Annotated in this window: 17 protein-coding genes and 1 CRISPR repeat array (1 of these 18 cut by a window edge); of the genes, 5 read left to right on the forward strand and 12 right to left on the reverse strand. The window is 36.2% G+C overall.

The window, feature by feature from the left end; all coding sequences use genetic code 11:
* Positions 1-478: a CRISPR direct-repeat array (repeat unit 33 nt; unit sequence ATTTCAATCCACTCACTCAATAAAGAGTGAGAC); it begins 635 nt to the left of the window's first position.
* A gap of 287 nt (positions 479-765) precedes the next feature.
* Positions 766-2,238, reverse strand: a complete 1,473-nt coding sequence (locus tag A5880_RS03325) for an alpha-amylase (RefSeq protein ID WP_086331791.1) — start codon at positions 2,236-2,238, stop codon at positions 766-768.
* A 175-nt stretch (positions 2,239-2,413) separates the two neighbouring features.
* Here A5880_RS03325 and A5880_RS03330 point away from each other — a divergent pair, with 175 nt between their 5' ends.
* From A5880_RS03330 to A5880_RS03345, 4 genes are all read left to right on the forward strand, one after another.
* Complete coding sequence (locus A5880_RS03330; RefSeq protein WP_086331792.1) at positions 2,414-3,166, forward strand: DeoR/GlpR family DNA-binding transcription regulator; 753 nt, start codon at positions 2,414-2,416, stop codon at positions 3,164-3,166.
* Entirely contained in the window at positions 3,163-4,077 is a 915-nt protein-coding gene (gene pfkB / locus A5880_RS03335) for a 1-phosphofructokinase (protein ID WP_086331793.1), read from the forward strand. The genes A5880_RS03330 and pfkB overlap by 4 nt, the downstream gene beginning before the upstream one ends.
* Positions 4,078-4,206: 129 nt before the next feature.
* Positions 4,207-6,126, forward strand: a complete 1,920-nt coding sequence (locus A5880_RS03340; RefSeq protein WP_086331794.1) for a PTS fructose transporter subunit IIABC — start codon at positions 4,207-4,209, stop codon at positions 6,124-6,126.
* A gap of 411 nt (positions 6,127-6,537) precedes the next feature.
* Positions 6,538-7,284: an SDR family NAD(P)-dependent oxidoreductase gene (locus A5880_RS03345; RefSeq protein WP_086331795.1), complete on the forward strand. Its 747-nt coding sequence runs from the start codon at positions 6,538-6,540 to the stop codon at positions 7,282-7,284.
* Between the two features lie 72 nt (positions 7,285-7,356).
* Here A5880_RS03345 and A5880_RS03350 read toward each other — a convergent pair whose 3' ends face one another.
* From A5880_RS03350 to A5880_RS03380, 7 genes are all read right to left on the reverse strand, one after another.
* The gene (locus A5880_RS03350; RefSeq protein WP_086331796.1) at positions 7,357-8,688 is read right to left on the reverse strand and encodes a hypothetical protein; all 1,332 of its coding nucleotides are present in this window, start codon (positions 8,686-8,688) and stop codon (positions 7,357-7,359) included.
* Between the two features lie 171 nt (positions 8,689-8,859).
* Positions 8,860-10,110 (reverse strand): MFS transporter, encoded by a 1,251-nt coding sequence (locus A5880_RS03355; RefSeq protein ID WP_086331797.1) that lies wholly within the window; start codon positions 10,108-10,110, stop codon positions 8,860-8,862.
* Between the two features lie 149 nt (positions 10,111-10,259).
* A complete protein-coding gene (gene allB, locus A5880_RS03360) occupies positions 10,260-11,627 on the reverse strand; it encodes an allantoinase AllB (RefSeq protein WP_086331798.1) in 1,368 nt (455 codons plus the stop codon).
* A 171-nt stretch (positions 11,628-11,798) separates the two neighbouring features.
* On the reverse strand, positions 11,799-13,259 hold the full coding sequence (gene allW, locus A5880_RS03365; RefSeq protein ID WP_086331799.1) for an allantoin permease: 1,461 nt from the start codon (positions 13,257-13,259) through the stop codon (positions 11,799-11,801).
* A gap of 164 nt (positions 13,260-13,423) precedes the next feature.
* Positions 13,424-14,644, reverse strand: coding sequence for a dicarboxylate/amino acid:cation symporter (locus A5880_RS03370; RefSeq protein WP_086331800.1), 1,221 nt, complete (start codon positions 14,642-14,644; stop codon positions 13,424-13,426).
* Positions 14,645-14,714: 70 nt separating this feature from the next.
* Positions 14,715-15,986 (reverse strand): MFS transporter, encoded by a 1,272-nt coding sequence (locus tag A5880_RS03375; protein ID WP_086331801.1) that lies wholly within the window; start codon positions 15,984-15,986, stop codon positions 14,715-14,717.
* Between the two features lie 213 nt (positions 15,987-16,199).
* A complete protein-coding gene (locus A5880_RS03380; protein WP_086331802.1) occupies positions 16,200-17,408 on the reverse strand; it encodes a pyridoxal-phosphate-dependent aminotransferase family protein in 1,209 nt (402 codons plus the stop codon).
* 343 nt (positions 17,409-17,751) lie between these two features.
* Here A5880_RS03380 and A5880_RS03385 point away from each other — a divergent pair, with 343 nt between their 5' ends.
* Entirely contained in the window at positions 17,752-19,392 is a 1,641-nt protein-coding gene (locus A5880_RS03385; protein WP_086331803.1) for a PucR family transcriptional regulator, read from the forward strand.
* A gap of 72 nt (positions 19,393-19,464) precedes the next feature.
* Here the strand turns inward: A5880_RS03385 and arcC are convergent, their stop codons facing one another.
* Genes arcC through fdrA form a run of 4 tightly spaced genes read right to left on the reverse strand, consistent with a single transcriptional unit; the run spans position 19,465 to position 24,314 of the window.
* Entirely contained in the window at positions 19,465-20,403 is a 939-nt protein-coding gene (gene arcC, locus A5880_RS03390; RefSeq protein ID WP_086331804.1) for a carbamate kinase, read from the reverse strand.
* A gap of 12 nt (positions 20,404-20,415) precedes the next feature.
* Positions 20,416-21,270 carry an oxamate carbamoyltransferase subunit AllH family protein gene (locus A5880_RS03395; protein ID WP_256924849.1) on the reverse strand — a complete coding sequence of 285 codons (855 nt, stop codon included), beginning with the start codon at positions 21,268-21,270 and terminating at the stop codon, positions 20,416-20,418.
* A 3-nt stretch (positions 21,271-21,273) separates the two neighbouring features.
* A complete protein-coding gene (locus A5880_RS03400; RefSeq protein WP_086331806.1) occupies positions 21,274-22,542 on the reverse strand; it encodes a YlbE family protein in 1,269 nt (422 codons plus the stop codon).
* Positions 22,543-22,556: 14 nt separating this feature from the next.
* The gene (gene fdrA / locus A5880_RS03405) at positions 22,557-24,314 is read right to left on the reverse strand and encodes an acyl-CoA synthetase FdrA (protein WP_086331807.1); all 1,758 of its coding nucleotides are present in this window, start codon (positions 24,312-24,314) and stop codon (positions 22,557-22,559) included.
* Positions 24,315-24,402: the final 88 nt, after the last annotated feature.

Raw genomic sequence — 24,402 nt, forward strand, 5'->3', positions numbered from 1 at the left:
GACAAGTAGTAACAATCAGCTATCATCAATGTCGAACACATTTCAATCCACTCACTCAATAAAGAGTGAGACTATCGATAGTATAATAGGTGTATAGAAAGGAGGTTATTTCAATCCACTCACTCAATAAAGAGTGAGACCTGCTTCGTGGAAACGACTGCGAAAGCTATGCTTGATTTCAATCCACTCACTCAATAAAGAGTGAGACGAGAGTTAGATCAAATATCGCACCGCAAGAAGCAATTTCAATCCACTCACTCAATAAAGAGTGAGACAAGAAGCACTATTTCATGCTCGGTATAAATACCATATTTCAATCCACTCACTCAATAAAGAGTGAGACGTTCGCTAGATAGAATATACGGGAAAACAATCGAAATTTCAATCCACTCACTCAATAAAGAGTGAGACAGGAATGACCATTCTACTACGTACCAGAACAGTAATTTCAATCCACTCACTCAATAAAGAGTGAGACCGTGAAAAAGTAACAAACTATTTACATATTTGCTATTTTCCACATTAATATTTCCAAAAAATGAGAAAAAGATTAGAAAAACAGCATTAAAAAATCCATTTCCATCTAAAATTTGGTGCGGATTCCTCAGTAAATTCATGTGCACTTAGGATTCGCACCAAAACTTTATATCTTCTTCAACTTATTTTCTATTATAATTAAAGTATAGTTATTCTTTCATCAGAAGTCACGAAGTATTTTTAAACTATTCAACAACAAATCCGTTTCCCCAAGGTCCTGACGATTTTTTAACATTCTTTACCTAAATTCTCTATGATTTCTTCATTTACATATACGGAAACTTCCCCGCCATTTACTGGAAATGTTCCTGCCCCTGTATCATCTAGAGTCACTTTTGTCGGATTATTTCCTAAAATATCAATAAATGTTTTCCCTGCATGCACAGCACTGATTGTCATCTGCTTTTGTCCTGATTGACCATTTGTCATAACTACTGCATACCCAGACTTTTCCCGATCAAATGTCCCTGTCCTTATCCAGCCAACCACATTCGGATCATCAAAATAATCCATTTCATTCCCATAAGCTAGTTGCTCACGAATTTTCAATAATAATTCTAAATCTTTTCCCACAGCATCTACATTTTGAGACGGAATACCGAACAGATCTCCCCAAAAAACAACTGGAGTCCCTGCTTTTCTAAGTAAAATCAACGCATATGCATGAACCTTGAACCATCCGTCCACCCACGATTCCAAACTTTGCCCTTTTTGAGTATCATGATTATCTACGAAAGTCACTGCCCATTCTGGACGTTGTTTTGCCAAAGTACCCTCAAAAATAGTCCGCATATCATAGTATCCATCTGAGTGAGCTGCCTCATAAAAATGGTAATGCAAAGGAACATCAAATAAAGAAATTAGCGTCCCTGAACTATCAATATAGTTTGTCAGTTTTTCCAACTCGCCATTCCAATACTCGCCAACTACAAATAAATCTTTTCCTTTTTCTTTTCTTCTATTCAATAACCAGTCCACAAAATAATTAAATTGAATATGTTTTACTGCATCTAAACGATACCCATCAACGTCTGTCAAAGTTTGATACCACTGCCCCCATTGATTCAATTGATCCACGGTTTCAGGATATTCCATATCCAAATTGCATCCCATCAAATAATCGTAATTCCCATTTTCCTTATCTACTTCCTGATCCCAGCCTTTTCCATCAAAATTAAAAATACCATGATCTTTTCGCCGATCATCATAATCAACACCAGAAAAATTTTTCCATGACCAAACATAATCATTGTATTTCTTATTTCGACCTGGAAAAGTAAATTTAGTCCATGCAGAAATTACTTCCTTATCACTTATTGCTTGAGTCCGATCATCTGTACGATACTTTATAGCAGAAACCTCTTCTTCTTCATCCGCTCCGATAAAATGATCAAAAACAATATCTCCATAGACTTCAATCCCAGCTTTTTTCAACGCTTTAATACAAGTTAAATACTCTTCTATAGTGCCATATTTCGTCGAAATTGTTCCCTTTTGATCGAATTCTCCTAAATCGTACAAATCATAAGGGGCATATCCTACATCTTCCAGACCATTGGCACCTTTATAAGCTGGCGGAAGCCATATCCCATTAATTCCTATAGTATGTAATTTTTCTGCCAATTCTGTCAAACGTTGCCAATGTTTCCCATCAGCTGGTAAATACCATTCAAACCCTTGCAATATTGTACGATTGTTCATATCAATCCCTCCAATTTTACCTAACCTTATTAAGCCAAAGGATAAAGACCTTTGTCAAATAATAGAATTCTAAGCAAAAATGACTGTTTATAAATGAATATGATCGATTTTGAACGATTATTATTGCATCAAAATCCTGAGTATGCTATTATAATCAATGAAAAGAGGTGTGAAAATGCTTACAGAAGAACGGCATCAAGCAATTTTGCGTTTATTGGATCAACAAGCAGTTGTGAAATCTCAAGAATTAGCAACATTATTAAACGCTTCTGAATCTACTATTCGTAGGGATTTACAAGAGTTAGAGGACGCTGAATTATTAGAACGTGTTCATGGTGGAGCCAAACGAATCTTAAATTTAGGTTTTGAACAAGATATGACAGAAAAATCAATCAAAAACACGCAAGAAAAAAAAGCGATTGCTTTATTCGCTGCAAAATTGATTCACGATGGTGATGTGATTTATCTGGATGCAGGATCAACTACTTTAGAAATGTTGCCATTTTTAGTAGAAAAGAGAATTACTGTGGTTACAAATTCTGTTCACCATGCAGCCAAATTGGGGGATTTAAATATCAACACAATTATTCTTGGCGGCTCACTTAAATTATCCACTAAAGCAATTATCGGCTCAACTGGAATGGATCAACTTCGCCACTTCCGTTTCAATAAAGTTTTTATGGGTATGAATGGTGCTCATCTTGAATTCGGTTTAACAACACCTGATCCTGAAGAAGCAGCATTAAAACGATTAGCGATTGCCCAAGCAGAAGAAGCCTATGTGCTAATTGATCAAACCAAATTAAATAAAGTTACGTTTACAAAAGTAACAGATCTTGAAAATGTCACACTTTTAACGAATCAATGTTCACCAGAATTACTTGAACAATTTCAGAAAAAAACAACCATTAAGGAGGCATTACAATGATTTATACAGTGACGTTAAACCCTTCTATTGATTATATCGTCCACGTAGAAGGTCTAAAATTGGGTGACTTAAACCGAATGACCAGCGACTTTAAATTACCTGGCGGAAAAGGCATCAATGTTTCACGCGTTTTAAAAAGAATTCATGCAGACTCAACAGCTTTAGGCTTTTTAGGCGGATTTACTGGTACGTTCATTTCTGACTGGCTAAAACAAGAACAAATACAAACAAAATTTACCACGGTTCGTGAAGATACACGCATCAACATCAAATTGAAAGCCGAAACAGAAACAGAAATAAACGGCTTAGGTCCTGCTATCTCAGACGAAGAAATGCAAGAATTGAAACAAGCATTAAGCGCTCTTGATACAGGTGATATTGTCATTTTATCTGGAAGTACACCTGCCTCCCTTCGTGAAGGATTTTATGAGGAGTTAATTCAGCTCATTAAAGATAAAAATGCCGAATTTGTGATCGATACGACAGGTAAAGATTTGTTCAACGCTTTGCCTCAAAGACCGTTACTGATCAAACCAAATAATCATGAATTAGCCGAACTCTTCAATACAGATTTTCAAACATTGGAAGATATTTTTCCTTTTGGTAAACGCTTATTAGCAGAAGGTGCTCAGCATGTGATTATCTCTATGGCTGGCGACGGTGCTTTACTATTCACTCAAGATGGTGTTTACCAATCAAATGTACTGAAGAGAACATTAAAAAATTCTGTTGGTGCTGGAGATTCCATGATTGCTGGATTTGTGGGTACATTTACTAAAAATAATGATCCCATAGAAGCCTTCAAATGGGGCGTTGCTTGCGGAAGCGCTACTGCTTTTTCAGATGATTTAGCATCCGCCGAGTTAATCAATGAATTGCTTTCAGAAGTCAAAATTGAAAAAATCGTGTAGCTTTTCGGGCTTATAGCTCAGAAAAAAAATAAAATCTGCCTGTGGCAAAAAGCACCACATTCATCTTTTCCTATTTTTCTCTCAGAGCAGAACGAGCGAATTACACTTTTAAATTTAGGAGGAATAATAATGAACATCAAAGACTTACTTGTCAAAGACGTGATGATCATGGATTTACAAGCAACTGATAAAAAAGGTGCTATTGATGAAATGGTACAAAAAATGTATGATGGCGGAAAAATTTCTGATATCAATACTTACAAAGAAGGTATTTTAGCGCGAGAAGCTCAGACCTCAACTGGTCTTGGTGATGGTATCGCCATGCCTCACGCGAAAAATAGTGCAGTGAAAGAAGCAACTGTTTTATTTGCCAAAAGTAACAAAGGTGTTGACTATGAAGCATTGGATGGACAACCGACCTATTTATTCTTTATGATTGCAGCTCCTGAAGGCGCTAACGATACGCACTTACAAGCCTTAGCAGCCTTATCAAGGCTTTTGATTGATCCTGACTTTGTAGCCAACCTAAAAGAAACAGCAACTCCCGAAGAGGTTCAGAATCTTTTTGAAACCGCTGAAAAAGTAAAAGAAACTCAGGAAAAACAAGAACAATTAGAACAAAAACCAACTAATACAGATCGAAAATTTATCGTCGCTGTCACTGCATGTCCAACTGGAATTGCGCATACTTACATGGCTGAAGATGCCTTAAAGAAAAAAGCCAAAGAGATGGACATTGAAATCAAAGTAGAAACAAATGGTTCTGAAGGGATCAAAAATCGCTTAACGGCTGAAGATATCGCTCGTGCAGATGGTGTTATCGTTGCAGCTGATAAAAAAGTTGAAATGAATCGTTTTGACGGTAAAGAATTAGTTAATCGTCCGGTTAGTGACGGGATTCGTAAAACAGAAGAATTAATTACACTTGCAACAAATGGTTCTGCACCAATCTTCCACAGCTCTGAATCAGATATTAGCGAAGAGGATGATTCAGCAGAAGGTAGTGTGGGTTCTAGAATCTATAAAGATTTGATGAACGGTGTTTCCCACATGTTGCCTTTTGTTATCGGTGGTGGAATTGCCATCGCTCTTTCATTTATGATTGATCAATTTATCGGTGTTCCTCAAGACAAATTGAGTCTGCTTGGTTCATATAACGAAGCTGCTTCTTGGTTCAATCAAATTGGCGTTGCGGCCTTTGGTTTTATGCTTCCTGTTTTGGCTGGATTCATTGCTTCTAGTATCGCTGATCGTCCTGGACTTGTTGCTGGATTTGCGGCTGGCGCTTTAGCTAATGCAGGTGGTGCTGGTTTCTTAGGTGCATTAGTCGGTGGTTTTCTAGCAGGATACGTAATTATTTTCTTAAAAAAAGCGCTTAAAAGTCTACCAAAATCCTTAGATGGAATCAAAACCATTTTATTTTATCCGGTCTTTGGATTATTGATTACAGGTGGACTGATGCTATTAATTAATATTCCAATGAAAGTAATTAATGATGGTTTAAACAATTTCTTATTAGGTTTAGATGGTACAAATGCAGCTTTATTAGGTATCTTACTTGGTGGAATGATGGCGATCGACCTTGGTGGCCCGATCAATAAAGCCGCATATGTTTTTGGTACAGCTTCAATTGCCGCAACTGTTACTGAAGGCGGAAGTATCATCATGGCTTCTGTAATGGCTGGCGGAATGGTTCCTCCTTTGGCTATTTTTATCGCAACATTGATTTTCAAAAATAAATTTACACAAGATCAAAAAGATGCCGGTTTAACAAACTTAGTAATGGGCTTATCATTTGTTACAGAAGGAGCTATTCCTTTTGCTGCTGCTGATCCATTACGTGTAATCCCAAGTTTTGTTGTTGGTTCAGCCTTAGCAGGTGGCTTGGTAGGTGGCTTTGGTATTCGATTATTGGCTCCTCACGGCGGCGTTTTCGTAGCACTTCTTTTGAGTCATCCGTTGCTATACTTAGTATTTATCGCAATTGGTGCTGTCGTTTCCGCACTTATTTTAGGTATTGTGAAAAAACCAGTGAAACAACAAGTGTAATGAATCTAATAAAAGAAGCTGTGACAGAAGCGTTAAGCCTCGAGAAGTAGGCACTTTGCAACATCAACTCGTACCTCGCTGTGTTTTACAGCAATAAGAAGGGATCCGCAAAAATTGTTCTTCAAATTTTTGTGGATTTCAGTTTATTTCAAAAGGGGTTGCTTTTGCTCCCACTGTTTATTCGAGTTTCAAGGGTCTGAGATATAACTTTTAGAGTTATGTCCAAGACCCTTTAAACATACATCCCTCCCCAAAACTTTTTCAAATTGATTTTATTGGCTTAAAAAAAGATTCTATATTAGAATTATTTGTAAGGAATTGTTTATTCTTTAGGCGTTAAATTAAAGAAAACAATAAAATTGATTAACTGGAAAGGATAACTATAATGTCTTTCATTATAGCGGTTTTTTTATGCTAAAATTGTCTGGTAAAGTAATGTTGATTACTGAATGTGACTCTAGTATAGGGACAACGACTGCCCAACTGGCTGCAAAAGAAGGAGCTATTGTTGTATGTACTGGTAAAAATTTGAAAAAAATTGAAACAATCCTCTCAGATATAAAAAAAGCTGGAGGAATCGGTGCAGCGTTCGCACATGATGTTAGCGCCCTTTGGAGTTGGCAACAAATTGTCACTGAAACAATAAAGAAATTTGGAAAAATAGATGTACTCGTGAACAATGCTGGAATTTCTACACCTAAATTGTTATCAGAATTAACGTTTAGCGATTGGAAAAAAATTCAGGGAATCGATGTAAATAGTTTGACTTACGGATTAAAAGAAGTCGTTCCCCACATGATAAATAACAAAGGTGGATCGATCATTAATGTCTCTTCTATTGAAGGCCTGACAGGACTACTCGACAACAATCCATACACAGCAGCCAAAGATGTCCTTCGATCAATCACAACAAACTGTGCCATAGATGTTGCTGAACATGCTATCAGAGTAAATGCTGTTTGCCCAGGTAGTATTGAAACACCTATAATCGAAACCACATTTCCCAATAATGAACTTCATTTCAACCAATCGGTTAAGTTTCCTTACTTAGGAAAACCAGAAGATATCGCCACTAGTATTATCTATCTAGCTTGTGACGAATCAAGTTTTGTTACAGGCGCTGAATTAGTTATCCAAGGCGGACGAATAGCTATTTAAAGTAAAAACATACTAAGATTAGAGGGTGAACCCTCTAATCTTAGTATGTTTTCTCTGCGCTTGATGTCTTTTTTATTCATTCATTTCAATTGTCTGATTAAGCGATTCTAAATAACTATAATCCAAAAAGACAACACGCAAATGATTCTTTGCTTTTTTCAAGTCAAACCTTGTCAATCGTTCTTTTTGTTTCAAATTACTAATATTGATATCGAATAATTTATCCCACAAAGCCTCCAGCGGAATTTCTTTGATAGCTTCTTTTGGCAAGTAAAAACGTAAAACAGATACAAAATCATCATATTTTTTATCTAGTACTTCTATTTCTAAAAACTGCCGTATATAAAATTCATACGCTGAAAGCCCGCCATCGATAGCCATATCTGGATCTAGCACTCGATAATTCATCATTTTGCGACTTTTTTCATCGATCCAAGGAAAGTACGCTTGCGCATTTAAAATTCCTTTCGTACGCTTTTCCACATATTTTTGCTGAAGTAAGTCAAAACTTCTCGTCACAAAATAGGTAGCATTTTTCTTTTCAACAGGCTGAAAATAATTGTTTTGGTATTGAACGGTTTGAATGATTTTTTCAACAAATGCATATTCAATATAAGGTGGACGTAAAACACCTGTCCCGTTTGTCCAAGCCAATTGATCAAATCCCATCTGATCTCGAAACAAGCGCTGATACATTTTATTAACTGGAAGATCCCAATTAAAAGGATGTTTGAATAATACGATTTTAACTACTTTACCATCCAGCTCTTCTACTGTTTGAACTTGTTGTACATCAAGTAATATCTGCCTAGGAATCACTTGAAAATATAGGTTCGAATAATACATTTTCCAACACGAAGTTAAGCATAAACCTTTTAAATGAACATCATAACCGGCTAACTGGTTACAGTCAATAATCACATTCTTTTTACTATCATATCGCTGAGGTAGTTCTTGAATTTCTTCTTTTGTTTCAAAGGTTCGTTTTTCAATTTGCTCCACATTATTATATAAATATTCATCTAACGAGCGTAGATAGCCATAAATTCCATTTCTTAACATTCTTGTCTCAAAATAGTCTTCGATCATTTTTTGATAGGTAAAAAAAATCTCGCCTTCTAAAATAGCTCGCTCGAATACAGTCAATTTTGAAATACGAAGTTGGAACTCTCCTCCGTGACTATTTACTTTTAGCCATAGATCTTCCTCTTCAACAAGCTGTTCTATACGGGTAGTGATCTTAAGTAGATCAAACTCTTGCGTCGCTTCTTCCCCAACTCGATAGCTTTCAGGTGTTGTCAAAATACGTAAAAAACTCAACCAATCAAAAATATCCCGCTTTAGTTCTTCTAAAGAGAACTCAGCACGCTGGGCAACCATATACATTTTTTCTGTTTTTTTCATTTGACTCACCTCGTTCCTTACATTAAGTATAACGAAAATAGAGCCAGACTTCATCTAATATACTTTGAGAGTGATAACGAAGAAATAATGTTCTATTTAAACGAATCCGTTAAAAGACATATAACTTTTTGTAAACGAATTTATTTACAAATAGCTATATGTCTCTATCATTTAACTTTTTCTTTCTATTTCGTGTTTCTCGCCGACTGTTCGATTAATCAAATAAAACAAAAATGTCCCCATGATAATAATCAGTATTGCTAGATAAAACGCATAAAGTTTTGATCCTGTTATATCAGAAATTGTTCCTGTCACTGTTGGAACGATCACTGATGCTGACATACCAAAAAAGTTAAACACGCCGTACATTGTAGCCACATTTCCTTTAGGTGCTGATTCACCCAACCATGAAATAATAATTGGTTCTACTGCCAATTTACCAAAAAATCCATAAGCCATAATACCAAACACAAGAACCGTTTGATTAGTTGTTGTTACAGTTAAAAACAGCACACTTGCCGCAATCAATTCAAGTAAAATAATTAATTGGACTTTTTTAGTAGGAATCCGATCCGCAAAACGACTAAAAATTAGTGCGCCAGGAATTGCTGTAAAAAAAACTAGTGAACAGGCTAAACCGACAGATGTTCCAGAAAATCCCTTTTCTGTTTCCAAAAAATTAGGAAGCCACGTATCAATCAAATAATAGGTATATAATGTTGAAAAATATAAAATATAGGCCGAAATCATTCGAGGTTTGACTAATGATTTGATTGAAATCGGCTTTGTTTCCTTCCTTTCTGGAAGTAGATCATTCTCTTTTTGCGGGCGTTCTAATCGTATATAACGTAAAAATAATAAAACTGCTAATAAAATCAATAGACAGCTCCCAAACACTAAAATTTGCCAAGGTAATACTCCTGTTCGAACTAAATAACTAGAAGAGATCAACCCTAACCCACTACCAATAGCTGTACCACTATTTACAATAGCCGTTGCTAAACTTCTTTTAGACACAGGTACATATTCTGCAGTAAGAGAGTACGCAACGCCATAATACGTGCCACAACCAAGCCCAGCTAAAACACTTCCTAAAAAAACTGTACCAATATTTTGCGCTAAGCCAACAATCAGTGCACCAAGACCAAATAATAAAAAACCAGGAATCATAATTTGTTTTTTTCCTAATTTATCTACCAATAATCCTGAAGGGATCTGCATACAAACATACCCTAAAAAGTAGAAACTTGAAATATTTCCTAACTGTGCATCGCTAGCACCACCAAAATACTGACTAATAATTGGGTAAATCGGTGTTAAAAGAGTACGATAAATCCAAATTACAATCCAGCCAATCGTCAGTATATAAATAATTTGTTTCCAATAAGGAGTTCGTCTATTGCTTTTTTTTATTTCCTCCATAATCAATATTCTCCTTTGTTCAAACGATTTTTAGACACAGCAAAACAAGTTGTTTATTTTTCCCCAAATAACAGGAAAAGCAATCAGACACCAAAATGGATATTTGTATGTCTAATTGCTTCTCACAACTTACTTTGTATTAACTTTTTTTATTTCTTTATAAATGAACCAACAAAGTCCGTTGAAACACCTGCTTCTTGGCTATAAATCACATGTCCTCTTAAAACTGTCTGAACCACTTGAGCGCCAATCTTACGACCGATATATGGACTGATTTTATTGCGATATTCTAAATCTTCTGCTTTTAATGTGTATGGTGCATTCGGCTTAATCAAAACAAAATCAGCATCTTTTCCGATACTAATACGTCCTTTTTGCTCTAAATCATAACGATCAGCTGGATTTGTGGCAATAATCTCTGCAAATTGTTTTAATGACATCCCTCTTTTTTGAACCCCTTCATCAAAAAGAACATCCACGTTGTTTTGAACGCCGGAAATTCCTCCCCACGCTTCAAAAGCATTGTCTTTCTCTTTTAAATCAGGTGTACATGGAGAATGGTCTGATGTGACAAAATCAATTTCACCAGACAATACTTTTTTCCACATGCCGTTTTGATTTTCTTTGTCACGTATTGGTGGTGAACATTTGACAACTGGACCAATAGCATCTAATTCATCCGTATCAAAGTAAAGATAATGGGTACATGTTTCACACGTTACATCTACTCCAGCTTCTCTTGCTTTGGTAACTTCTTCAACTCCTTCAGGACAAGCGATATGACAGATATGAATACGACATCCTGTTTCTTTAGCAAATAAAATCGCTCTTCGAATCGGTTCAACTTCCGTAAAGACTGGGCGACTTGCAACATACGCCTTTAAGGTCGTTTCTCCATTTTTATACGCAATTTCTCCTAATTTGTCAGTAATCGCTGCATTTTCCGCATGAATGGCTAACACTTTACCTGTTTTAGCTACTTGTTTCATCCCTTCATACAAAGAATAATCATCAACATTCATAAAATCACCATCAATGCTTCGGTCACCACACGTTGCCATAAAGCATTTGTATGCAGCAACACCACCATCATTCAACTCCTGAATACCGCCCGTAAGATTGAATGGCACCAATCCACCAAATGACGCAACATCTGATTTAAGTTTGCCTTTTCCTGCATTATATTTCACTTCCAAAGATTCCCCATCTACGGTTGCTGGCACTTGATTTAAAGGCATTTCCATAAATGACGTTACCCCTCCTTTGGCACAAGAAGCAGTTCCAGTAATGTAGCCTTCCCATTGATCACGATAGCCGCCACCTGGATCTGTAATATGCACATGGGCGTCTACCATACCTGGACTTACAACTAGACCTTTGGCATCTATTACTTTTTCCGCAACGCCTAAATCATGACCAATTGCCGCGATGACACCATTTTTTACAGCAACATCCGTTTTAACTTCTCCTGACTCCAAAATAACTAAGCCATTTTTAATCACTAAATCATAACTCATTTGCTTTCCTCCTAAATTTAAAAGCTGCGCAAGCTATCATGCCCGCGCAGCTAAATAATTACATAGCATGTGGGCTCTTAAAAATCGACCGAATAATAAAGGGCTATGAATATGTTGCTTTAATCTTCAACAACTAGCATCTTTGTTAAAGACTTCATCTCATAAACCTAATCATTCTTTGTCAAAAAACTTTCTTAATCCCAAATATAAAACAAAAGCTGATACAAATCCAGCGATCCAAGATATATCAGAAACCACTTTTAACGCTGGAATAAAATTACCACTTAGACAAATAATTAGTGCTACTATAGTCGCAACATAGGCAGGTTTATTCAAACCTTTGTATATATTATGGCTATTATCCACCCGTTGATCCATATACAATTGATTTAAATCGATTGTTTGTTTTTGCACGAAATAATAATGTGCAATCATCGTTCCAGCAACAGGTCCTAATACTGCACCAATTGTATTCAAGAAAACAAAAATACTTGCAGCATTTTCCATCAATTTCCACGGCATAATAAGAAAGCTAATAACACTAGCAATGATCACACCTTTTTTATAATCGATTTTTTTAGGAAATAATGCGCATAACTGATAAGCAGCCGGAATAATATTTCCCGTTGCGTTTGTCGAAACAGTCGTCAATAAGAATACAAGCATCGCAACAATAATCGCAAATGAATTATCCCAGCGATCAACGATGTTCAAAATATTCCACTCCTGAATACCATAACGAATGGAACCACCAATTAAAATCACTACACTCGAAAAAGCAAAAATTCCATACCCAACGATAAAGCTAGCTGTTTGACCGACCATTTGATCTTTAGTTGATTTTGCATTTTGAGTAAAATCAGACACACTTGCTCCTGGTGCTGCCCAAACAGCAAGTACTGAATTAATAATCATAAAATAGACAAATATCGGTGAAATATTATGTGTTGCTCCGGCCACATCATAAGATAAAATAGGCCCTAATCCTCCGGCAGCTCTAATCGCCCAAATAGCCATTCCACCAAAAACAATGTAAATCATAGGACTTAAAATAGCTGTAAATTTATTCAAGATATTGCCGCCGCCAAGGCCAATCAGCATATTCACTGCCCAAAATAATGTAAATGCAATCAATCCTGGAATAGAGATTCCCAGAATTGTCATCTCTCCACCAATTGCTAAAAATCCAGGCCAAAGCTTACCAATCAAAATCAAAAGTGCCAATGATCCTGTGTAATTTTGCAGACCAAACCAAGCAATTGCAGCCACACATCCTCTTAGAAAACCAGGTAATTTCGCCCCAATATCTCCATAGGTTGAACGTAGGTGCATAGCAAAAGGAATGCCGTACTTTGATCCTGCACGACCATTAAAAGTCATAAACAATGCGACAGATAAGGCACTTAGTATCAACGCTAGCATAATATTGATTGGAGAAAGCCCTAAAAAGAGGAATCCTCCTACAGCTGTATAGTTTGGGATATTGTGAACGGAACCCATCCACAATGTAAAGTAGTTTAGCTTTCCCATCATTCTTTTAGACAACGGTTTTGGAAGAAGATCCTCATTATAACCGCGTTCCCGATAACGTTGAAGTTCGTTCTCCGTAATTTGGTAGTCTTGATTTTCCATTAGTTCGCCTCCTTATAAGCGCTTACATATATATAGAACAATCTCACAAAAAAACAAATGATGAATATTGTTTTACTAAAAGAACCATTAGAGCAAAATACACCCTGAAAATCAGCTAATCATCTAATTTTCAAGGGTGTATTTCATTTTCTCAACTGTCTATTCTATGCATTAAACACTTCATAATCTAGTTCATTTTCATCTGCAGCAATAATTAAAGCCACAGTCGTATCCGCATCAACATTCAATAACGTTCGGAACATTCCAGAAAACCAGTCAATTCCTGCTAGTAGTGCAATACTTTCTGTTGGTAAGCCCAACATCGGCATAACTGTCGCCAATGCCACTAAACCTCCACCTGGTACAACAACTGTACCTAAACAAGCTAACGTTGACAACAAAACTGCTTTGACTAATTCACTAATCCCCATTTGAATATTATAAAATTGGGCAAAAGTTACAATAGCTAGTGATAAAAACATTGCCAAGCCATTGCTGTTCAGTGTCATTCCAAGAGGCATAACCAATTTTGAAATACGATCACTAATCCCTAATTTATCTCGACCATCTTCAATTTGTATAGGTAAAGTGATTGCTGACGAAGTTGTAGTAAAAGCAACAATCGACATTCTCCACATATTTTGTGCTAGCTTTTTCACATTAACTTTACAGTACAAAGCTGTTATCAGTAACCAAACGATTAAAAATAATAGTGCACTGATTGCTAGTGTCAGTAAAAATTTCAGTAATGTGATCAACACACCCGTACCGATTGTTCCTATCACAGGAGCAATTAAGCAAAAAATTCCGATTGGCGCAAGTTTCATAATCAATGTTACCATCTTCAAAATGACATTATTAAACGCTGAAACAACATCCAGTAGAATTGAATTTTTCTCTTTATCTTTGATTAGACTCAATGCTAAACCAAATAATAAAGAAAAAATGATCACTTGTATCATATTCGCTTGAGCCATTGCTTCAATAATATTTTTAGGAATAAAATCGACAATAATCTCTTGTAAACTTTCTTTACTAGCCTTAATTGTTCCAGCCTCAAAACCGCTGACCTTAAGTCCTTTTCCAGGCTGTATTAATAAACCAAACAAAACACCTATCACTGCTGCTAAAACAGTTGATCCCATAAACCATATAAATACTTTCAAACCAATTTTTCCAAGCTCTTTTGCTTCTAAACGTCCGACCGCTTCGATCACGGCACCCATGATCAAAACGACTACAGACATCTGAATCAAACGTAAAAATAAGTCACCTATCACTTTGAGCGATTCGATTTTTTCTTGAAAGATAAGCCCCACTACAACCCCTAATATAGTAGCCAGCATCACTTGATTTGTCATATTTATGTTGCGAATTTTTTTCATGACCGGTTTCCTCACTTTTAAACTCCCGACGGATAACTTAATCCCTAGCTATTAGAATTGTTTCTAACGTTTAAGCATTTTTCTTCTTATTTAAATTAGCTAGTAAAAATAGAACAGTCCCTACTACTAGTAAAACAACTGAGATATAAAAGCCCATTACCTTTGAACCAGTCGCATCTGAAATCGAACCAGTCAATGTTGGAGCAATAACAGATGAAATCATTCCGAAAAAGTTAAATACGCCAAGCGTTGTACCAATCCCTACTTTAGGTGCATTTTCCCCAAGCCATGAAATAATAATTGGCTCTACTGCAAGTTTTCCTAAGAATCCGTATAAAATCAAGCTAATCAATAAAAATGTTGAATTCGTAGCTTGTACTGTAAATAGTAACATTGCTGCTGCTAGAAGTTCAAGAATTACAATAAATTGCACTTTTTTATGCATATATTTATCTGCTAAACGACTGAAGAATAACGCTCCTGGAATTGAAGCAAAAGCAACTAATGATGCAGAAAATCCAATAGCAGCTCCTTCAAAGCCTCTCTCAGTACCTAAGAAGTTTGGTAACCAAGTAACGGTCATATAATAGCCATAACAAGTTGCAAAGTACAAAATGTAAGCAAATAACATCTTTGGTGCGAATAATTTTTTCACTGAAACATGTTCTTTTTCTGCAACAGGTGCTTCACTTTTCACCGCCTCAGCTACTTCTTCTGCTTCTGATTGTGCTAAGAATTCAGCATCTTCTTTATTATTACGAATAATTGCAGTAAATGCCACTAACATCACAACAATCAAAGCAACTGAAATGTACATCATTGTCTGCCAAGGAAACTGTAATTGAACCACTAAGAAACTAGATAAAATCAATCCTAAACCAGAACCAACTGCTGATCCACTATTTACAATAGCCGTAGAAAAACTTCTTTTTTCTTGCGGAATGTTTTGTGAAGTTAGAGAATATGCTGAACCATAGAAAGAACCGCAACCTAGCCCTGCTAAAACACTACCAAAGTAAATCATTGAAATACTTGTTGCTTGTGAGATCAAGAAAGCTGCAAGTCCAAAAACAATAAAACCTGGAATTAATACTTTTTTCTTACCGATCTTATCAACTAAAAATCCGGCAGGAATCTGCATTGCCACATAACCGAAGAAGTAACAAGTTGAGATGAATCCTAGAGCTGTATCTGAGATATTTCCGCCAAGTGATGCATTAATTTGCGGATATGCCGGTGATAACGCTGAACGATATACCCATATCGTCACCCAACCAGCACATAACAAAATAACAATTTTTTTCCAATAATCCATTCCTGAACCCTTAACTTTTGTATCCATGTCTTTTCCTCCAAGTGTTATTTTTTCATAGGGAGACGGATAAAAGGTTTGTGCATTATCCGTCCTACTATATAATCAAATAACTTCATTATTCGCTTTAATTGTAAGCGGTAGCAAAGTTTCACGCATCATTATTTTTCACAAACTTATCAAAAAATTTGTGCAAAACGAACAATCAGTTGTTGTCTTACACAAACAATTTTTAATTTATTCTTATTTTTTATACACTGTTAATGCAGCTTTTACTGCTTCCCCTTTAGCTATATCTGCGCCATAATAATTAAGAGCACCTTCTAAAGCTGATAATACATGAAGAACATTTGACTTTCTACTGCTGTAACCCATATTTCCAATACGCCAAACTTTGCCTTGCAGCGCACCAAAAGAAGAAGCAATTTCCACACCAAATTCGTCCAACATAAGTGATCGTACTTTTTCTCCATCAATTCCTTTTGGAATCATAATTGGTGTAACTGTTGGCATTTTAGTTGTTAGATCGCCATAAAAACCTAAACCCATTGCTTTTATTCCAGCAACGATTGCTTCATCATTTTGAGCATGACGAGCGTATACATTATCAATACCTTCTTTAATTAGCATTCTTAACCCTTCATGAAGCCCATAAATCATACTTGTCGCTTCTGTATGATGGTTAATACGTTCTTCACTCCAGTAACGTTGTAATTGGCTCAAATCAAGATAATTACTACTAATATGATTATCATTTCTGATATCTTTACTCAAACCTAATTCTTTTTGATAGCGTGAAGTTAGTACTTTTTCTACTTTATCATTATACGTAATTAAAGATAATCCTGAAGGTACACTTACACATTTTTGTGTTCCTGCAATGGCAATATCCACGCCCCAAGCATCCACTTCTAGCGGTACACCGCCATACGTTGCTACCATGTCTACAACAAAGAAAATATCATTTGCTTGACAATGCTGACCGATTTTTTCCATTGCTTGCATTTGACCATTGGCTGTTTCACCATGCACCATTGCTACAATTTTCGGTTGAACCTTTTTGATTTCTTCAATAACGTCTTCTTGTTCGAATGGAGAATCCCATTCTTTTTCAAGATAGTGAATATCCGCTTTTGCACGTTCACAAATTTCACCTAAAAGGTAAGCAAAACGGCCATACACTGGAATCAATACTTTATCCCCTGGTTCAATCAACGCAATCAAAGCAGCCTCTAAACCAGAACGGGATGTTCCATCAACCGCAAAGGCTTGCTCATTTTTCGTGCCAAAAGGAATCTTGATCATTTCTTTGACTTCGTCCATAATCTCTAAAAAAGCTGGATCAAATTGACCTAAAATAGAAGCAGACATCGCTCTCAAAGCTACCGGGTGCGCTTCCACTGGCCCCGGAGTCATGATTGTTCGACTAGGTACAGTTAATTCTGAAAACATATTTATTCCTCTTTTCCGTTTTAATTTCATCCTACCTTTATATTCAAAAAAATCATTGTCACTTTTGAATAAAAAATATGAATTTTCGGTTATTTCGCACAACCCCATCTTGAATCTGCATGCGCTATCATTTAGAATAGAGATATAAATAAGAAAAATGACAATGTTCTAAATTGATGCTCGGTTCTTCTACGATATACCGTACGAGTAAAAAATACTCTGGAGCGTTGTCACTAGCTATTTCCACGAGCTTTTCTTTCGAAAAAACATACACATTGACCGTAAAAAAATTCTGTAAAGGCTATTTAAGCCCGCTAGATTTTAAATTTAGGAGGATATCTATTTGACTACATTAGAAGATTTATTAAAAATTCCAAGATTTTCCGATTTAAAATTGTTAACAAATCCTACTAAAGCAAATATACTTGTTGAAAGCATCGAAATTTCTGAAACACCTGATGTAGCAGATTTTATTCCTAAGAAAATTTTCCTTCTCACAACTGCTATGGTTTATAAAGATAATCAAAAGGACCTAATCCCCTTGATTGATTCTTTAAAAGAACAAGAAGCTGCAGGAATCGCTATAAAAGTTGGGCGTTTCATCGAATCGATTGACCCAGAAGTTGTTGCTTATGCTAACAAAATTGATTTTCCAGTGGTTCAAGTTCCTAGTACTCAACCACTAGGCGCTTTATTGCATCAATTACTGAATTATTTATGGGATACAAAGACCGAGCAATTAAGTTATGCGTTAGACATTCAAAAGCGTTTTTCTGATTTATTGATTCATGATGTAAGTATTGCTCGTTTTGTTGCTGATTTTGGTAAAATGATTAATACGCCTGTCATCTTATTAAGTCCTTATCGAAAAGTAATTGCCCATTCAAAGCATTTTACTCAGACATCTAAACCTGCCGAATATTATGTGGAACAATTAATTAATAAATATGATCATTGGAATGAAGATAGTCATTCATCATTTATGATCAAAGATTTAAACCAAGCACCATTACAAATTGCTGGTTTTTCAGTTATTGTAAACAGCTATTTCCCGCATTATTTACTGATTTTAAATCCAGAACAAGTTCCGTATCCAATGTCTGAATTTGCAGTAGAACAAGCCTGTTTAGTTTTATCTTTTATGCTTTATAAGAACCAAAAAATCCAAGAGTCTCTAGATTTTCTTAAAAGTGATTTTTTAGCCCAATTGATTGAATATCAACAAACGCCTCATCAATCAAAGCGTGACTGGCTTGATCTAGGCGCAAACTATGGTCTAAAGAAAAGTACACAATATCAAGTTGCCTATGCTGTATGCAGCCAAACAACTGCTACTGCAACGAAAATAAAATATCAGCAAGAGGAAAGTGATGTCGCCTTTCAATGGTTACAAGAAACATTACCTCTTAGGATTAAGCATACCAGTATCTTTAAAGTAAAAAATACAAATCACTTAGCTATTTTAATTCAAAGTAGAGTGGAGGATTTAGATAAGATTTTAACCGAAATTTCTTGTGAGTTATCTGAAAAACTTCCGATTACATTAACCTTTTCTGTAGGAAATCTATATGAGACAGCCGAACAAATCGCCAACTCCTTTATTGAAGCCAAAACAGCTTATGAAGAGACATTGACAATGACAGCTGTTCCCTTAATTCACCGCTACCATCCAAAAGGCATGAAAAGTTTGTTCGAAAAAATGAATCTTGAAGACATCCATTATTTCTGCGAAACAACGCTAAAAGAATTGGCTTATCCAGTTGAAGATTCATTCATTGAATTAAGGAAAACGTTACAATGTTATTTAAGTTTTCAATGTGAAATTTCAAAAACAGCAAAGGAAATGTATTTACATCGCAATACGATAAAATATAGAATTGACCATTGCGCTAAGCTACTGGGAAAAAATATACAAGATCCTACAAACAGCTTGAATTTACGTTTAGCTTTAGAACTATCAGAACGATCCAATCAACATCAATAAAAAATAAGTGCACTAGACAAAACTAAAAATCGGTTTTGTTTAGTGCACTTATTTTTATAAATATTAGTCATTTTAACCTGTAATTCTTGTTCCCGCTCTACCCAATAGCGCTTGGTCCGCTTCTTCTAAAGAACAGATAATCGCTGTTTTGCCTTGTGCTGCAAAGGCAATCGCGGCTTCCATCTTCGGTCCCATACTACCGTCAGCAAAATGACCTTCATCCATGTATTGCTGTGCTTGTTTGACAGAAATCGTTTCTAGTTTTTCTTGATTCTCTTTTCCATAATTGATGTATACATTGCTTACGTCTGTCAACATCATAAAGACACTTGCATCGATTTGTTCTGCTAATTTTTTACCTGTACGGTCTTTATCGATAACCGCTTCGATTCCTCTTAATAAACCATCTTCGCTACGTACAACAGGGATTCCACCGCCGCCTCCCGCGATGACAATTGTGTTTTGATTCAATAAATTAACAATCGCATCTACACCGTGAATAGCTTTAGGCTGTGGAGATGGAACAACGCGACGATACCCACGTCCTGCATCTTCCATCATTACCCAGTTTTTCTCTTGTTCCATTTGTTTTGCTTCTTCTTCTGAATAAAAAATGCCGATTGGTTTGTTTGGTTGATCAAATGCTTCATCGTCTGCTGAAACTTCCGTTTGAGTTAATAACGTAATGACATTGCTAGTCAATCCTTTTGTTTCTAAAGAATTTTTCAAACTTTGTTCCAACATATATCCGATAAAACCTTGTGATTCTGCATTACAAACATCTAGAGGAAACGGAGGAACTACGTCCTTTGCTTCTTCGTTTTGTCTTAAAATGTTTCCTACTTGGGGTCCATTTCCGTGTGTCAAAACGATTTCATAATTTAGTTCTTCAATTTTTGCTACTAACTCTGCACTAACTTTGACGTTATCTAATTGCACCTCAAGTGTTGCTTCTTGGTTTGGTTTTAAAATTGCATTGCCTCCCAATGCGATTACGACACGATTTGCCATAAAAATCCTCCTTCATTTACGATCCAAAAATTTGACTGTTGTTAAAAATCCAGCTAATAAATCAACACCTGATGTGTGACCTACTGCAATGATTGATTCAACAGCTTTTTCTATTTGTTCCTGACTGCTACTGTTTGTTAATACATCTAATAAATGAATCACTGGTTCACTAAAACGCTTTGATAATGCGCACAGCAAATAATGCTTGCTGATATCTGTTGTTACGGAATTTTCTGCTAACAGTTCAGTAAGTAATAACTGATTTAATTCAGGATGCTCTTCATCCAATAAAAGCCTTGCTGCAAGATGTCCAACAATCATATCATCCCCAGAAGGAGTTAACCCCAAGCCCCTACCTAATAAAAAATCAATTCCTTCACTTTCTTGTGATTGATCTTTAAAACATAGTTTTTGAAGTGCTTCGCTAAAAGGGGTGATATTTTCCAAAAATTGAGCGACGGTCTGCTGATTACCGGTCGTCTTTAGCAAGGTGTTTGAATAAGCAAATAGCCTTGTTTTATTTTCATTCAACATGTTTCCAGCTCGTTCGATTACTGAAGAGTAGGATTGACCATGTGTCAGTAATAAATGATTTTTAGAAAAATGCAAACAATCTTGCTCCCAGTCAATCGCTTCACCAATGTCAATTGTTGATAGAAATTTTGAAAAATCAACAGTCTCTACATAGATTCCATTTGGCATAAAAGGATAGTTAGTGGTCGTAACGACCACTAACTCTTGTTTGCCTTCACTTTGTATATTGAAACTATTTTTATATTTGCTATGGACGTACCATCGGCCCTTTTCAAAGGACTTAGTTAACAAATGTTGATCCAAAAAACGAGCATTAACAAACAATCTCTTCACCTTTTATTCTGTAAAACCTAATTTTTTCGCATAAGCTAAAACCGCTTTTTCAAAGCAATCAATTGGTGGTGTTACTGTTCCTGCACCAATTTGACCTAAGCCAGCTTTTTTATTTGCAATTCCTGTATTGATTACAGGAAGAATACCTGTTTCAACAACTTTTCTAGCATCGATTCCCAAACAAATTCCTTTAAAGTCCCAAGTTGGAACTGGGAAATTAGGGTTCGTATCAATACAAATTTCTGTCATTTCATTACTTGTATTCAACGCATCATAGAAGCCACCTGAACCAACGAAACGAGTAACAGCTGGTGCTGCGATCATCGCCATACCACCGACACCAAATGTTTCTGTGATCGCGCTATCTCCCATATCAGGAGCAGCATCTGTTTCACTAAATCCTGAGAAGTATAATCCTTGAGGTGTGTTCACTGGACCTGTAAACCATTCGTCGCCCATTCCAGCGATACGAATACCAAATTCATGACCATTTCTGCACATTGCTGTGACGATCGTACCTTCTTGGATTTGTCTTGCTCCATCCATTACGGCTTTTGCTGAAGCCATCATGACGTTTAAGAAGAATTGATCTGTATCCGCTAAGAATTGAACAACTTCTTCACGTTTTGTTTGATCGATTTCCGTTAATCCAACAATGATTGGCGCCATTTCTTTTAAGAACGCAAGAGATGCTGCAATATTACGTTGGTGGAATTCATCTCCCATGGCAATTGCTTTAGCAACTAATACATTGATGTTTAAGCCGTCTTCTTTGGTTTTCAATGCTGCACTTAAAACAGGTGCTAACGTGTCTCTCATCCATCTTAAACGAGTGATTACTTCATCAGAATACGCACCAAAACGTAATACTGCACCAATCCCTTCGTTCATCGTACAGAAAGCGCGATTGCCGTCTGTTTTATTTTCAACGACTAAAACAGCCATATTCGCCGAAGTGATTCCGCCCATTGGTCCTACCGCATTCACATGATGACATGGGATTAATTTTACTTCGCCTGATTCTAGCATTTTTCTTGCTTCTTCTTCGGTTTCACACCATTCTTCAAATAAGGCTGCACCTACACAAGCCCCTTGAATTGGATCAACCATTTTATCATAAGTGATTGGCGGTCCTGCATGAAGTAGAACTTTTCCTTCATTTAATTCTTTAATGACTGATTTTGCTGAAACTACGTCTAATAAGAAAGGAGAACCAGCAACAATTTTTGCGGCTACTGCCTGATTTGCTTCATCGATAGTTTTGTATGACATTTTGATAATCCCCCTTATTTACCTAATTCCACTTTATTTAAGAACTGTAATGCTTTTTGCAAGGTAATATTTCCACCTGCAACTGGTTGCCAGTCGTATTGAACGACCTTGCCGCCATGATTAATAATTGCTTCAGAGAAACTACGTAAGCCCACATTGATAAAGCCTTGATTTGTTAACAATGCCAACATCGCTTCTGTTGGTTCGATTGCAACAGGTGTTAATGATTCTTGTGGATTGATTGCTTTATCTGTTTGAGTCAGTGGATGATCTAAAATAGCTAAAGCTAATCGAACTGCTTGCGCATTACTATCGCAAAGAATTACACCAGCATCTTTCATAATTGCTTCTTGTTCATGAATATTTTGAGGATCTTCATCTGTCCCTACAATTGTACCAATCACAAATAACTCTCTACCATCAGAAGCTGCTTGGGCTTTGATTTCTTTAATTGTTGGTGCAAGCTCTTGAGCCATGTTTGCATGTGAACCATATCCTAATACAACATCTAAAAGAATGATTGCTGTTTCAGGATCTTTGCCTGCTTCTTCCAACATTTCTTTACGTTTCGTTGGATCGATCATTGGGTGAGGTTTTCCTTGTGTATAAACATCATCACCTAAATCAATGATTTCATGTCCATCATTTTTTAAGATAAAGCCTTCTGGAGCATGTTCATCCCCAGTTAAAGCCAATCCTTCTTTAATCAACATTGCTGCTTCATACGCCAGTGTTCCACCAGAATATAATCCTTTAACAAATTTTTGTTCTGGTTTTAAAGAATGTGCTGGTACAGCTAACGATTCTTTCACAGCTTTAACGTCTTCTTTATTCAATAGTTGAACAGCTATTTGAGCCGCTTCTTCTAATGTATACGCACGATAAAGATTTTCTTCATGAGCAGTCGGTTTTTCACCTAAGAAGATAGTTACAGCTGGTTTTGAAATACTTCTCAATAAGTTTAATACTTCATCACGAACTTCTGGTGCAGGTGGTTTTGAGATAACAACAACCACTTCTGTGTTAGGATCTTTTTCTAATGTCATAATGCTATCTTTTAACGTAATTCCACCAATTTCAGCTTTTAAATCACGTCCGCCTGTACCAATTGCGTTTGTTACGCCTCCACCTAATTTGTGGATGATCGTAGTCACTTCTTGAATACCTGTTCCAGAAGCACCTACAACACCAATTTTGCCTTTACGAACAGCATTTGTAAAGGCAACAGGGATACCATTAATGATTCCTGTTCCGCAGTCAGGACCCATTAATAAAAGTCCTGCATCATGTGCTTTTTCTTTTAGACGTTTTTCATCTTCAATAGCGACGTTATCGCTGAAACAAAAAACATGTTTGCCTTCATCTAAAGCTTTTTCAATTTCAAGTGCTGCATGTGTACCAGGAATAGAGAAAACAACTACACCAGCATCTTTACCAAGTTCGAATGCTTTATCCCAGGTTTTTACGACTTCTTCACCAGATCCATCGCCGCCGCCTTTCGTTTGTTCCTCTAAAAATACATCGATTTCTGCTAAAACTTGATCGATTAATGAATCATCTTCAATATCTAAAACAATCACCATATCGTTAGATGAAGCTTTTTCTAATTCATCTGTGTATAGTCCACCTGTTTTAAAGATATCTTTATTGGCAGGTGTTCCCATCATTACAGAAACATTGTGAACACCATCGATTGTATTTAATTTGTTCGTCAATAACATCAAGACGATAGAATCTTGATAGCTATTTGCTTTGATAATTGTGTGCAGCATTGAAATTCCTCCATTTGTTTAAAATTGTAGGGCTCGCTTATTCTAATTTGAAAATAGTCCATACTTCTCTTTTTTACAAGTAACTAGC

It is taken from the genome of Enterococcus sp. 4G2_DIV0659, from assembly GCF_002140715.2.
Lineage (GTDB): Bacteria > Bacillota > Bacilli > Lactobacillales > Enterococcaceae > Enterococcus_L > Enterococcus_L mansonii.